Here is a 12,831-nt window from a genome sequence, read left to right on the forward strand (position 1 = left end):
ATTGCTCAATCCGACAATCCTCTCTTCAACATGGCCGCCTTGCGACCTTCTGCAGCTTCTTCGCTGTCGGCCTTCTTCATTTCCTTCAGCTCGATCGTCACCTGGCTGATCTTTCCGGAGAATTTGAACGGCACCTTGTAGGCTTCAGTTACGGGAGTACCCTCGTCAGCACCGACGTCCGCGCCCTCGTCAGCGGAGAAGCCGCAGCATTGCGTCCGATCGATCCGACCTGTGGCAACACTCTTTCCGTTGACGAAAAGCGTGCCCACGGCGCCCTTGCCGATTCCGCCCCCATCGTAGGCGAACTCGAAACGGATCGTAGACTTGCCGGCAGGTAACCCCTGCGGGGCAGATATCGTAAATCGCTGGAGACCAAGGAAATTGTAGGTGTAGGTCGGTTTGCCGTCCTTCAAATACAAGCTCCAGCCGCCGAACCGGCCGGCCTGGGCGAGGATGGCACCGCTGGTTCCGGCCTTGGGAATTTCTACATCGGCGGTGATCACATGCGAGCGGTTCTTCGTGTTGATGAAGACGTTCTCCGACATGCCGAGCATGCCCTCATGAACCGTCAACGAGGTGCGGCCCGCCATCAAGTCGGGGCGGCCGACGAGGGCCGGGTTCAGTCGCTCCAGAGTTCGGTCGTCGAGCGGCAGCACGGAATATTTGACGGCTTCCTTGAGGAAGAGATCCTGAAGCTCTTTCAGCTTGTCCGGATTCTTTGCTGCCAGATCGTTCGTCAGGCTGAAGTCCGATCGCGTGTCGTACAGCTCCCAGATATCCTGCTCAAGCGGCCTGCGGTTCGTCGTTTCCCACGCTGCACGGTGAATCGTGCCGGCCAGCCAGCCGTCGCTGTAAATTGCGCGGTTGCCGAATATCTCGAAGTACTGGGTGGTATGCCGGCTCGCAGCGCCGGCGTTGCCAAAACTGTAAGCCATGCTCACGCCCTCGATCGGGGCTTGCGGCGTTCCATTCACGCTCTTCGGTTCGGGAATCTTCGTGGCTTCGAGGATCGTCGGCACGATATCGATGACGTGATGCCACTGCGAGCGTACTTCACCCTTCGCCGCAATGCCCTTGGGCCAGTGAACGACCATGCCGTTGCGGGTGCCGCCATAGCTCGAAGCTACCTGCTTGGTCCACGTGAAGGGCGTGTCGCCAGCGACGGCCCAACCGGCAGCATAGTGACTATACGTCATCGGGCTGCCCAGTTCATCGTAGTGCTTGAGAATGTCCTGAACGCTCTCCTGCACGCTGTTGAAATAGGTCATCTCGTTGAACAGCCCGTTCATGCCGCCTTCTGCACTCGCGCCATTGTCGCCGACGATGTAGAAGACCAGGGTGTTGTCGAGTTGACCCGTCGCTTTGACGGCGTCGACGAGGCGGCCGATCTCGGTGTCGGCGTATTCGCCAAAGCCGGCGAACACCTCCATCTGGCGAGCGAACAGCTTCCTTTCGTCAGGGCTCAGCGCGGCCCAATCCTTGATGGCTTCCGGCTTGGGCGCGAGCTTCGTCCCCGACGGCACCACACCGAGCTTAATCTGGCGGGCCAGCGTCTCCTCACGCAGCTTGTCCCAGCCCTGATCGAACTTGCCCTTGTACTTCGCGATCCATTCCTTCGGCACGTGGTGCGGCGCATGGGTAGCGCCCGGCGCGAAGTACATGAAGAACGGCTTATCGGGCGTCAGCGACTTCTGGTATTGCATCCAGTCGATCGCCTTGTTGGTCATGTCCGTCATGAAGTTGTAGTTGGGATCCTTCGACGGCTCGACCTGCGTCATGCCGTCATAGATGAGGGGAGCCCATTGGTTGGTCTCGCCGCCCATGAAGCCGTAGAACTTGTCGAAGCCCTGGCGGGTCGGCCAGCGATCGGTTGGCCCGGAGGGACTCACCTCCCATGCCGCCGTCTCGTGGTTCTTGCCGAAATGGGCGGTGCTGTAGCCGTTCAGTCTCAGCATCTCCGCGATCGTGGCGACGCTGTTGGGGCGCTGTCCGGTCTGCCCCGGAAAGGTCGTCGCGGTTTCCGCGATCGATCCAAAGTTGTTCATGTGATGGTTGCGGCCGCTCAACAACGCGGAGCGAGTCGGCGAACAGAGCGCCGTGGTATGGAATTCGTTGTAGCGCAGCCCTTCATTCGCCAGCTTCTCCACCGTCGGCATGCGGATCGGACCGCCGAAGGCGCCGGACTGGCCGAAGCCCATGTCGTCGATCAGCACAATGAGCACGTTGGGTGCACCGACAGGTGCCTTGACCTCGAAGCGTGGCGGCGGCGTTGCGTTGCGGGCGTCGAAGACGGTGCTGTGCGGATATGACGGCTCGGGAATCGGCAGCACTGCGCGATCGGTCGGAAGCACGACCGCGGGTGGGGCAACCTGCTGGGCATTCGCCGGAATGGGCAGCAGCACGATCAAGGACAGCGCGGTGACCGCCGTCGTCATACGTCTCATGTCGGCTACCTCAGCGAAGGAGGAAAAACAGAAATCAATTGATCAAATGGCTGGTGATCAAATGGCGGGATGCGACCAGCGCATCCCGCAGTTCGACAACAGTTCGATGCGGTCTCAGCGCCGCCCGGCGCGATTGACCGGACCGCCGCGATTCATGGGGGTGCCCACCGCTCCAACTCCGGGGGTCACCACGGCACGCGCGACCGGCCGCGGCCGTAGCACGACGCCGGGCCTGACGATGCATCCGACGGGATAATCGACATACTGGCAGTAGACGACCGCACCGGCCTGGTCTGTGCTCGCGGCTACGAAGCCGGCGACCAGTCCAGCTGTCAGCAGGGCAGACAATGCGATTGAGCGCTTCATCCCGGTGTCCTCTATTGTTGATTGCCGAATTTACCCGATCGAACGACCGGCGTATTGAGCTGGATCAAGTGCTTCGATCACGATCGTGATCCGAGGCATGATGATGCGCGAAGGAATTCGTTGGTGTCGGCCCTTCCTCATTGGGGAGCGCAGTGGAATGAGGCGAACCGTTGCGCGCAGCTCGATGCCAAATGATCCTGCAGACTTGACTCGCAGAGCCTGCAGCCGAAGATAGACAAGCCTATGCCGACCGGATGCAGATACCCGCATTTCGGTGAAGGGGAAGGCTGAAAGGCTGTCGTTGGCACGCAAACGTCGCAAAGCCGGCAGCAAGACTGTCTTGCGGCAAGAACCTGCCGCCAAGCTGTCGCATGTTGTGTCGTCGCAAGCGCAAGCCTCGGAAACATCGAGAACCACGCAGTTCTCGAAGCTCTATATATTGTTTTCGATGCTGGCAGTGGCGGCGGCTGTCCTCGTCATAGGCCTCGCCGTTCATCTACTTGGCGGCGGCCCGGCTTGGGATGCCCAATCACCGTCTACGGCGGCCTATGTCGGGAGCGACGCCTGCGCAGGCTGCCACCAGGCCGAAGCACAATCGTGGGCCGCCTCGCAGCACAAGGCGGCGATGCAGCACGCCAACGACAAGACCGTGCTCGGCAACTTCAATGATGCGAGTTTCGAATATTACGGCGTACGTTCACGTTTCTTCCGCAGGGCCGGAAAATTCCTGGTCGAGACCGACGGCGCCGACGGCAGCCTTTCCGAGTTCGAGGTCAAGTACACTTTCGGCCTCGATCCGCTGCAGCAATATCTCGTCGCGTTCCCGGATGGGCGCGTCCAGGCACTGCCGATCGCATGGGACGGTCGGCCGCAAGACAAGGGCGGCCAGCGCTGGTTTCACCTTTCGCCCAATGAGGCCATCAAGCATGACGATATCCTGCACTGGACCAAGCTGAACCAGAACTGGAATTTCATGTGCGCGGAGTGCCACTCCACCGGCTTGCGCAAGAACTACGACGCCGCAAGGGATCGCTTTTCGACGACCTGGGCGGAGATCAGCGTCGGCTGCGAGGCCTGTCACGGTCAGGGCTCGCGCCATGCCGCCTGGGCGCGAGAGCAGCAGAGCTGGTGGCCGTTTGGCAAGCAACAGGACGCCGCCAAGGGCTTGCTGGTGCGTTTCGACGAGCGGCACCGCATCACCTGGCCGATCGATCCGCAGACCGGAAACGCAAGGCGTTCCGCCGAGCCGGCAATGCTCCGCAAGGAAGTGGAGACCTGTGGCCTCTGTCACGCACGGCGGGGTGCCTTCGACGAGAATTGGGTTCCCGGCCAATGGCTGTCGCAAACCCATGTCGTCGAGCCGCTCGCGCGCAACACCTATCATGCCGACGGGCAGATCCGCGATGTCGAGGAGCCCTATAACTATACACCCTTCAAGCAAGGCAAGATGTTTGCGGCCGGTGTCACCTGCAGCGACTGCCACGAGCCGCATAGCGCGAAGCTTCGTTTGCCGGGCGAGGGAGTCTGTCTGCAGTGCCATGCGTCCGACAAATATGCCGGCGTGACGCATCGCCAGCACGCCGAGGTCGAGCCGTCGCCGACCTGTATCTCATGTCACATGCCGGTCAGGACCTACATGGTGATCGATACCAGGCACGATCACACCTTCAGGGTCCCGCGTCCCGATCTGTCCGTCACCCTCGGAGCGCCGAACGCCTGCAACGACTGTCACCGCGACAAGTCACCGCAATGGTCGGCGGCAGCCGTCGAGCGATGGTTCGGTCCGCTCCGGAAGGGCTTCCAGAATTACGGAACGGCATTCCATGCCGCCCGCACCGACCAGACCGATGCCACCGCGCTGCTTGCCGTCCTTGCGGCGGATCGCAAAGCGCCCGCCGTGGCCCGCGCCAGCGCACTCGACGAACTTGCATCGCGCGTGACGCCGGCGAACATCGCGACGGTCCGTGTCGCGCTGGCCGATCCCGATCCGATGGTGCGGATAGGCGCGCTCGACATGCTGGGCAACGTGCCCGTTGATCGGGTCTGGTCCCTCGTGTCCTCGCTGTTGTCTGATCCCGTCCGCGGTGTCCGCATCAGGGCGGTCTCTCTGCTCGCGGGCGTTCCTTCCGCAAGCCAGCCTCAGCCGGATCGTGCACGCTTCGATCAGGCGGCAGCGGAGTTCGTCGCCGCCCAGCGCGCCAATGCCGAGAGACCGGAGGCCCGCACCGCGCTCGGAGACTTCCTCGCGCGGCGCGGAGAGATGCAGGAAGCCGAGGCCGAATACAGAGCGGCCCTCAGGCTGAGCCCGCAATACGCGACGGCGGCGATCAATCTCGCCGATCTCGATCGGCAACGCGGGCGGGACGGCAACGGCGAATCCGTCCTTCGCGCCGCGCTTGCGAGTTCACCGCGCGACGCGGCGCTGCACCATGCGCTCGGCTTGACGCTGACGAGGCTGAAACGGTCCGAGGACGCGCTCAACGAGCTCCGTCGGGCGACGGAGCTGGAGCCGGACGGGCCGCGTTACGCCTACGTCTACGCCGTCGCGCTGCATTCCGGCGACCGACGCGAGGAGGCCTTGAACGTCCTGAAGGAAGCCTTACGCCGTCATCCGAACGACCTCGATATTCTTCAGGCCCTCGTCTCGTTCAACCGAATGGCCGGAGATATGGCGTCGGCGCTGAAGTACGCGGAACAGCTCGCGAGTTTCCGGCCAGCTGACCAGGGTCTTACGACACTGATTCAAGAACTTCGCCGAGCCGTCCGGCCCCGCGCGCAGTGAGCAAAACCAGGAGTAGTGGCTGCTGGGGCTTGGTCGGCAACCGGTGGCTCGCGCAATGGGTCCACGCCTGAGCTACCAATGCACGCTCTGGCTCGGCACGATGAAGGTCGTCGTGCTCGGCGCCGTCGCAAGGCTCGATGCGAGATACCAGCCCGAGCCGAGCACGAGTGCCAGCAAGGCGACGATGGCGAGCAGATCCATGGTTCTGGGGTCGTGATGTCGCCTGAAGCCGGGGGCGGGCCCAGGTTTGAGGTGAAGATGGGGGCTGATTTTCCAGCGCATTGTTGTTCCTCCCGAGGGAGCGTCAAAACAACGCAGGAAGGAAGTCCAAGGTTCCTCGGGCCACCGATGCGCAACGCATCGCGGCAATCTCAGGATGCATTGACGCCCCGCCATCGGGCATAGCGCCATGGCAGATACCAGCGCGCGCCTTGCGGCGCCGTGAGCGGCACGTTGTCGATGCCGGACGTGCCGAACGGATGGCAGCGCAGCAGCCGCGCGAGCGTCATCCAGCCGCCGGCCCAGAGCCCGAACCGTTCGATCGCCTCGTCGCCATAGACGGAGCAGGTCGGCAGGTGCCGGCAGTTGTAGCCAACCAGAGGCGACAGCGTATGCCGATAGAGCCAGATCAGCGCGCGGCCGAGTCTGCGCGGGAGCCGAAGCGCCCCTTCCACCGAACTTGAACAATGCCCGCAGGCTGAATGCTTCATGTGCGCTGTGATGCTACGTTAGGCGAGATATTGCTCGGTTCCGAGGCAGGGAACTGTAAGCTGTTGTTTCCACGCCATATTTTGCATGCTTTTTGGGAGCAGTGCAGCAAGTGCCTATGGACGATCTGTATTCCCCCGGATACCATTTTTGTGACGTCCATGTGTAGACTCATCGGGCGCAAGACGGGGCTTACCCGAATCGCTTTGGGGCTTGGGGAAGGGACCAGTTTGAAAGTACTGACGTCGCTCAATCTTCGCGGCTGGTTGCTGGTGGGAACCGCCGTCTGTGGAGTCGTGCTGGCTGGTGCCGTCGCGACACTCGGGTCGTCGGCCCGCGCGGGTAGCGCTCTCGAAGAGCGCAAACTGCCGATGAAGTTCAACTGGATCGCCTGCGAGCCGAACTGCCGCGGCTGGGTCAGCGCGGTGGGCATCATCACCGCCGATACGCCGAAGGATTTCGAAGAGTTTTCCCGTGGGCGCCAGCTCGGCGGCGCCACCGTGGTGCTCGATTCCAGCGGCGGTTCCGTCAATGACGCGATTACGCTCGGCCGGCGCTTCCGCAATCTGGGGCTCCTGACCACGGTCGGCGTAAGCCTCCGCGGCGGGCCATCGGCTCGTCCGGCGGTCGCGCCCGAGGCCTATTGCGAATCCATGTGCGTGTTCCTGCTGCTGGCCGGCAAGAAGCGCTACGTGCCCGAAGCGGCCCATGTCCGCGTTCACCAGATTTGGATGGGCGACCGCGCCGACGATGCCAAGGCGGCAAGCTACAGCGCGCAGGATCTGATGATCGTGGAGCGCGACATCGGCCGGCTCGCCAAGTACACCTTCGACATGGGCGGAGCGGGCGATCTGCTGTCGCTCGCGCTCAGCGTTCCGCCCTGGGAGGATCTGCACGAGCTGGACGCCGGCGAGCTCAAGCTCACCAATCTCGTGACGACGGATCTCGTTGCCGACGTGCTGCCGCATGTGGACATCTCCGCGCCGGCGATGGCGGACCTGGCGCCGAAGACACAGGCCAGGTTCGGCACGGAACCCGAGCAGTCTGCCAAGTCGACCAAGACGGCGGAAGCCGTGGTGCCGACGGGCGGTGTGGCCGCGCCTGCTGCGGCGGCGCCGAAATAGGCTCTTCAATCTCGGCAGTCAGGCGCGCGTGGCGCAACTATCGTGCGCAATTGCACACCTGAGAATCTTGGCCCCGCAATCTCTGGATTCCGGGTTCGATGCTGCGCATCGCCCCGGAATGACGGGAGAGGTCTCAGCCCTGCGCCACAGCCGGCTGCTTGGTCTTGGCTTCGATCTGGCCGATGGCATCAACCACGGCATCGAAGGTCAGAAGCGTCGAGGCGTGGCGCGCCTTGTAGTCGCGGACCGGTTCAAGGAACTTGATCTCCTCCCATTTTCCCTCAGGAGGCGCACCGTTTTCTTTCAGCATCTTGCGAACAGTCTCGCGTAACTCACGGAGTTCGCTCGCAGTCGACCCGACGATCCGACTTGCCATGATGGATGAGGAGGCCTGGCCCAGGGCGCAGGCCTTCACGTCGTGAGCGAAGTCGGTGACGGTGTCCCCGGTCATCTTGAGATCGATCTTGACGGTCGAGCCGCACAGCTTGGAGTGAGCGGTGGCGGAGGCATCGGGGTCCGACAGCCGTCCGAGGCGCGGAATATTCCCGGCCAGTTCGATGATCCGCTTGTTGTAGATGTCGTTCAGCATGTGATGGAGTCCAGCACTTCCGCACCCGATCGGCCTTGGCGGGCGGCGTCCACGGTCCTATATAGGGTCGGAACTGGTGGAAAAACAGTCCAGCAGCGCGCCGGCGGCGATTTCCAACTGTGCGGCCGGCATGACAGCCTGCGGACCCTTTGCGCCAAAACTGTTCTCTTCAGGCGTCCGGCGGCTTGGCCGCCCCGTCTGCCGGTGACACTCCGGCCGCGAGGCCGTCGAACGGAGTCGATATGGACGCTGCAATCAAATCCATCCGCCCTGGCAAACCCTCCGACCGGCAGCCCGAGAGCCGCCCGGCGGAGCTTGATCCCGCCGAATTCCTCGCGGCCGCCGTCCGCGCCGACCAGCCGCGCCCGGCGCGTGCCGAGGCGGAAGCAGCGGTCAAGACGCTGCTCGCCTATATCGGCGAGAACACCGAGCGCGAGGGCCTGCTCGACACGCCGCGCCGCGTGGTCGAGGCCTTCGACGAACTCTATCAGGGCTATCATCAGTGCCCGGCCGAGGTGCTCGACCGCACCTTTGGCGAGACCGCGGGCTATGACGATTTTGTCCTGGTGCGCGACATCGAATTCACCTCGCAATGCGAGCATCACATGATGCCGTTCTATGGCAAGGCGCACATCGCCTATACGCCGGTGGAACGCGTCGTCGGCCTGTCCAAACTGGCGCGCCTCACCGACATCTTCGCCCGCAGGCTCCAGACCCAGGAGCATCTGACGGCGCAGATCGCGGCGGCGATCGACGAGGTCCTCAAGCCGCGCGGCGTTGCGGTGCTGATCGAGGCCGAGCATACCTGCATGTCGGTGCGCGGCGTCGCCAAGCATGGCGCCTCCACCTTCACCAGCCGATTCACCGGCATGTTCCGCGACAATCCGGCGGAGCAGGCCCGTTTCCTGTCCCTGGTGCGAGGCACGCGCTGACCTCGCGAATAGATCGGCAAGGTCGTGTCCGCTCACTCTCATGAGATCGAGGAAGGTCTGTCCTTCCGGCCGCGGTTCGACGCGGCAGGGCTCGTGACGTGCGTCGCGACCGACGTTGCCACCGGCGACGTCCTCATGGTCGCGCACATGAACGAGGAGGCGCTGCGCAAGACGATCGCGACCGGCGAGGCCTGGTATTTCAGCCGTTCGCGCAATGCGTTGTGGCGAAAAGGTGAGACCTCAGGTCAAACCCAGCGCGTGGTCGAGATGCGCACCGATTGCGATCAGGACGCGGTCTGGATCCGCGTCGAGCAGATCGGCGCGGCCTGCCATACCGGGCGAAGGTCCTGCTTCTACCGCAAGGTCGAGGGGGAGGGTGGAGGTGCCAAGCTGGTCTTCACCGATGCCGACAGGCTGTTCGATCCGGACGCGGTCTACAAGAAATAGCCGGCTGTCATTCCGGGCCTGCACCTACGGTGCGCCCCGGAATGACGACCATGGCCGATTAACCCCGCATTAACCATAGCTGTCCCACGGTGAGACGACAGGGCGTCCGAATTGCCGGCGCCGTTCAACGCCGCGCGGGGCGGGGCACCTCATCATGTCGGTCGACAATTTCAGTGCGACGCAGACGGCCGGTCTCGATCCGTCGCGCGCGCGCGTCGCTGGTGCGATCAAGCAGGCCTCGAACGTCTCCGGCGTCAGCTTCCACTACATGCTGACCACGGCCAAGATGGAATCGGACTTCAATCCGACGGCGGGTGCGACGACGTCGTCCGCGCATGGGCTCTACCAGTTCATCGACCAGACCTGGCTCGGCACCGTGAAGGAGGCCGGCACCCAGCTCGGCTACGGCAACTACTCCGCCGCCATCACCAGGACATCGTCGGGCAGCTACACCGTCGATGATCCCTTGATGAAGCGGTCGATCATGAAGCTGCGCGACGATCCCGAGGCCGCCTCCAGCATGGCGGCCGCGCTGACGCAGTCGAACAGCTTCAAGCTCACCGGCCTGCTCGGCCGCAGGCCGAGCGATAGCGAGCTCTATATGGCGCATTTCATGGGCGTCGGCGGAGCCGCAAAACTGATTGCCAATGCCGAGGACAACCCGCAGGCGGTCGGCGCGCGGCTGTTTCCCAACGCGGCGTCCGCCAATCGTTCGATCTTCTACGCCAGAGACGGCCGCGCCCGCAGCGTCTCCGAAGTCTATTCGGTGCTGGACGCGCGCTATGCCAGCGCGGCCAATTCGAAAACGACCCGCAGCGCGATGGCGATGTATGGCGGCACGCCGTCGACCACCGAGGTCGCGAGCGCGAGCGGCATGCAGCCCACGGCGCCCGTCATCGACAATGCCGCCTATCTCCAGACCTTCCCGAACACACGCGCGGTGACGCCCGTCAGTGCATCGGCGCCCACGACGCTCGCGGATAATGCGCCGGGCACGCCGGTGTTTCGTTCGATCTATCAGCCCGGCGACGCCACGCAGCCGGTCTCGACCACCGTGCAGAAATTGTGGGGCAACAACGCCTCGCTGACATCCGTCGCTTCAGCGACGCCGGATGTGCGGCCGCCGCAGCCACTCGATCTCTTCAGCGATCGCAGCGGCACGTTCTCGAGCTAGCCTCTACTCTCATGTCCCCGACGCGCCGCGGCGTGAAACGCGGCTGCGCTGAGCCGGGACCACGCCACCAACTCCTCTCGAATTTCTGGGTCCCAGCTCGGCGGCGCTTCGCTGGCGCGCTGCGCCGCGTCCGGGACACGAGAGCGGACGCCATTTGTTCCCTTAACAAAACGTCAATCAAACCAGTCAGTTATGGTGAACGCTTTGTTAAGCGTCGTGGTTTATTTTGTGTTGCAGGTGACGAGCCGTCACCATTTTCGTTTGTTGTGTAAGCCGGAAGCAGCATGATTGTTCGGCAGTTCATCAATTGGATCAGGACGGCACCCGCCGGCGAGCGGGCCGAGGCCACACGGGCGTTGGCCCGGGCCTGGCTGATCTCAGACCTTTCGACCGACGACCGCATCGCCGCCGAAGGCGCGCTTTTGATGCTGCTCGACGATCCCTCGCCGCTGGTGCGGCAGGCGATGGCCGAGGCTTTCGCGCACAGCACGGATGCTCCGGCGTCGATCGTGCGGGCGCTGTCGTCGGACCAGCCGACGGTCGCGCTTCCCGTGCTCGAACATTCCCCGCTGCTGATCGACGCCGATCTCGTCGACATCGTCGCGACCGGCAATGACGAGGTGCAATGCGCGGTTGCCCGCCGCGTCGCGCTGCCGGTCTCGGTCTGCGCCGCCATTGCCGAGGTCGGCTGCGCGGCGGCCGCGCTGGAGCTGATCGAGAATCCCCATGCCGAGCTTGCTCCGTTTTCGTGGAATCGCATAGTCGAGCGCCATGGCCATCTCGCCGCGATCCGCGAGGCGATGCTGGTGCTGGACGATCTGCCGTCGGCAACCCGCGCTGCGCTGGTCGCGAAGCTCTCCGAGACGCTGGCGCAATTCGTCGTGGCGCGAAACTGGCTGAGCGCCGATCGTGCCGATCGCATCACGATCGAGGCGCGCGACCGCTCCACCATGAACATCGCAGCGCGCTCGCGCGGCGATGACATGCAGGGCCTGGTGCACCATCTGCGCGTCACGGGCCAGCTCACTGCCGGCCTGATCCTGCGCGCGCTGCTGTCCAGCAATCTCGACCTGTTCGACGCGGCGCTGGCCGAGCTCGCCGATCTGCCGCTGGCGCGCGTCACCGCGCTGCTGCACGACCGCGGCGGCAACAGCCTGCAGGCGCTGCTCCGCCGCGCCGGGCTTCCAGAGGCGACGTTCGCGGCGTTCCAGGTCGCGCTCGAGGCCTGCCACGAACAAGGCTTTGTCGACAGCGACGCCGGCGCGGCGCGGTTGCGCCGGCGCATGGTCGAGCGCGTGCTCACCCATTGCGAGACCGATGGTGGTGCCACCGAGCCGCTGATGGTCCTGCTGCGCCGCTTCGCCACGGAATCGGCGCGGGAGGAGGCTAGGCTGTTCTGCGACGAGCTGGTCGCCGACGAGGACGGCTACGATCTGATCGCGGCGTAGCGGGAGCTGTGGGGTGAGTTAGGCGAAGCCGTAACCCACCAATTCTGTCTATGCGGCAATCAAAGCGGTGGATTGCGCTGCGCTAATCCACCCTACGATCTGATCGTGGGGATAGGCCCAGCCTCCCAACCACCGTCATTGCGAGCGCAGCGAAGCAATCCAGAGTCTTGCCGCGGAAAGATTCTGGATTGCTTCGTCGCAAGTGCTCCTCGCAATGACGGGGAGAGAGACGAAGGCCTTACTCCGCCGGCACGATGCTCGGCGCCAGGATCACCTCGAGATGCTCGGGGCGGTCGCGGTTGACGTGGGCGAGGTAGTCGTCGGCGACTTTGCGCAGGCGGCGACTGAGCTCGGCGGAAACGCTGATGCTGTCGAGCCTGGTGTTCTCGTGCACGATCGCGAGGATGGCGTTGATGTGGTGCGTGAACAGCTCGCTCGGCACCTTTTCGAGATCGGGCGCGTGCTCGATGACGCGGCACAGGCTCTCGGCTACCCCAGCCGCGGCCGGATAGCCGAAGGTCGGGGCGTCGCCCTTGACGTCGTGGGCGGCGCGAAACAGTTCGTCGCGCCTTTCCTTGGTGAAGCCGTCATTGCGGATGGCGACATAGGCGGCCGATAACCGGTTGACCTCGATTGCCATCCAGTCCTTGAACTCGCCGGCGAGGCCCGCAAGCGCCTGCTCGGCGCGGCTGACCGGATCGTCCAGGTCCTTCGCATCGACGCGGCGCATAACCTTGCGCAGCGGGTTGGGCTGCGTGATGATCTGATGCGTGGCGAAGGCCTTGACCTCGATGTCCTTTGCGCTGTTCTTCGCCAT

General features: G+C 63.9%; 12 protein-coding genes. 6 read left to right on the forward strand and 6 right to left on the reverse strand.

The window, feature by feature from the left end; translation table 11 throughout:
- Positions 1–5: 5 nt before the first annotated feature.
- Together ACFDR6_RS27915 and ACFDR6_RS27920 are read right to left on the reverse strand one after the other, a co-directional pair.
- Positions 6–2,444 (reverse strand): arylsulfatase, encoded by a 2,439-nt coding sequence (locus tag ACFDR6_RS27915; RefSeq protein WP_375860253.1) that lies wholly within the window; start codon positions 2,442–2,444, stop codon positions 6–8.
- A 114-nt stretch (positions 2,445–2,558) separates the two neighbouring features.
- On the reverse strand, positions 2,559–2,810 hold the full coding sequence (locus ACFDR6_RS27920) for a hypothetical protein (RefSeq protein WP_212092306.1): 252 nt from the start codon (positions 2,808–2,810) through the stop codon (positions 2,559–2,561).
- A gap of 448 nt (positions 2,811–3,258) precedes the next feature.
- Between ACFDR6_RS27920 and ACFDR6_RS27925 the strand changes: the two genes are divergently transcribed.
- The gene (locus ACFDR6_RS27925; RefSeq protein ID WP_375860397.1) at positions 3,259–5,592 is read left to right on the forward strand and encodes a tetratricopeptide repeat protein; all 2,334 of its coding nucleotides are present in this window, start codon (positions 3,259–3,261) and stop codon (positions 5,590–5,592) included.
- 72 nt (positions 5,593–5,664) lie between these two features.
- Here the strand turns inward: ACFDR6_RS27925 and ACFDR6_RS27930 are convergent, their stop codons facing one another.
- Complete coding sequence (locus ACFDR6_RS27930; RefSeq protein WP_212092305.1) at positions 5,665–5,874, reverse strand: hypothetical protein; 210 nt, start codon at positions 5,872–5,874, stop codon at positions 5,665–5,667.
- Positions 5,875–5,963: 89 nt separating this feature from the next.
- Positions 5,964–6,302 carry a membrane protein insertion efficiency factor YidD gene (gene yidD / locus ACFDR6_RS27935; protein ID WP_212092304.1) on the reverse strand — a complete coding sequence of 113 codons (339 nt, stop codon included), beginning with the start codon at positions 6,300–6,302 and terminating at the stop codon, positions 5,964–5,966.
- Between the two features lie 228 nt (positions 6,303–6,530).
- On the opposite strand from yidD, the gene ACFDR6_RS27940 reads away from it, so the two are divergent.
- On the forward strand, positions 6,531–7,424 hold the full coding sequence (locus ACFDR6_RS27940) for a COG3904 family protein (protein WP_212092303.1): 894 nt from the start codon (positions 6,531–6,533) through the stop codon (positions 7,422–7,424).
- Positions 7,425–7,557: 133 nt separating this feature from the next.
- On the opposite strand, the gene ACFDR6_RS27945 is transcribed toward ACFDR6_RS27940, so the two are convergent.
- The gene (locus ACFDR6_RS27945; protein WP_212092302.1) at positions 7,558–8,013 is read right to left on the reverse strand and encodes an iron-sulfur cluster assembly scaffold protein; all 456 of its coding nucleotides are present in this window, start codon (positions 8,011–8,013) and stop codon (positions 7,558–7,560) included.
- Positions 8,014–8,255: 242 nt separating this feature from the next.
- On the opposite strand from ACFDR6_RS27945, the gene folE reads away from it, so the two are divergent.
- The 4 genes from folE to ACFDR6_RS27965 all read left to right on the forward strand — a co-directional run bounded on the left by folE (position 8,256) and on the right by ACFDR6_RS27965 (position 12,014).
- On the forward strand, positions 8,256–8,945 hold the full coding sequence (gene folE, locus ACFDR6_RS27950; protein ID WP_028137199.1) for a GTP cyclohydrolase I FolE: 690 nt from the start codon (positions 8,256–8,258) through the stop codon (positions 8,943–8,945).
- A 24-nt stretch (positions 8,946–8,969) separates the two neighbouring features.
- Positions 8,970–9,392, forward strand: coding sequence for a phosphoribosyl-AMP cyclohydrolase (gene hisI, locus ACFDR6_RS27955; protein WP_212092301.1), 423 nt, complete (start codon positions 8,970–8,972; stop codon positions 9,390–9,392).
- Between the two features lie 154 nt (positions 9,393–9,546).
- A complete protein-coding gene (locus ACFDR6_RS27960) occupies positions 9,547–10,566 on the forward strand; it encodes a lytic transglycosylase domain-containing protein (RefSeq protein WP_212092300.1) in 1,020 nt (339 codons plus the stop codon).
- A gap of 284 nt (positions 10,567–10,850) precedes the next feature.
- Positions 10,851–12,014 carry a DUF2336 domain-containing protein gene (locus ACFDR6_RS27965; protein WP_212092299.1) on the forward strand — a complete coding sequence of 388 codons (1,164 nt, stop codon included), beginning with the start codon at positions 10,851–10,853 and terminating at the stop codon, positions 12,012–12,014.
- A gap of 238 nt (positions 12,015–12,252) precedes the next feature.
- On the opposite strand, the gene ACFDR6_RS27970 is transcribed toward ACFDR6_RS27965, so the two are convergent.
- Entirely contained in the window at positions 12,253–12,831 is a 579-nt protein-coding gene (locus ACFDR6_RS27970) for an Hpt domain-containing protein (RefSeq protein WP_375860255.1), read from the reverse strand.

The sequence above is a fragment of the Bradyrhizobium tunisiense genome (assembly GCF_042263385.1).
GTDB classification, from domain to species: Bacteria; Pseudomonadota; Alphaproteobacteria; order Rhizobiales; family Xanthobacteraceae; genus Bradyrhizobium; species Bradyrhizobium tunisiense.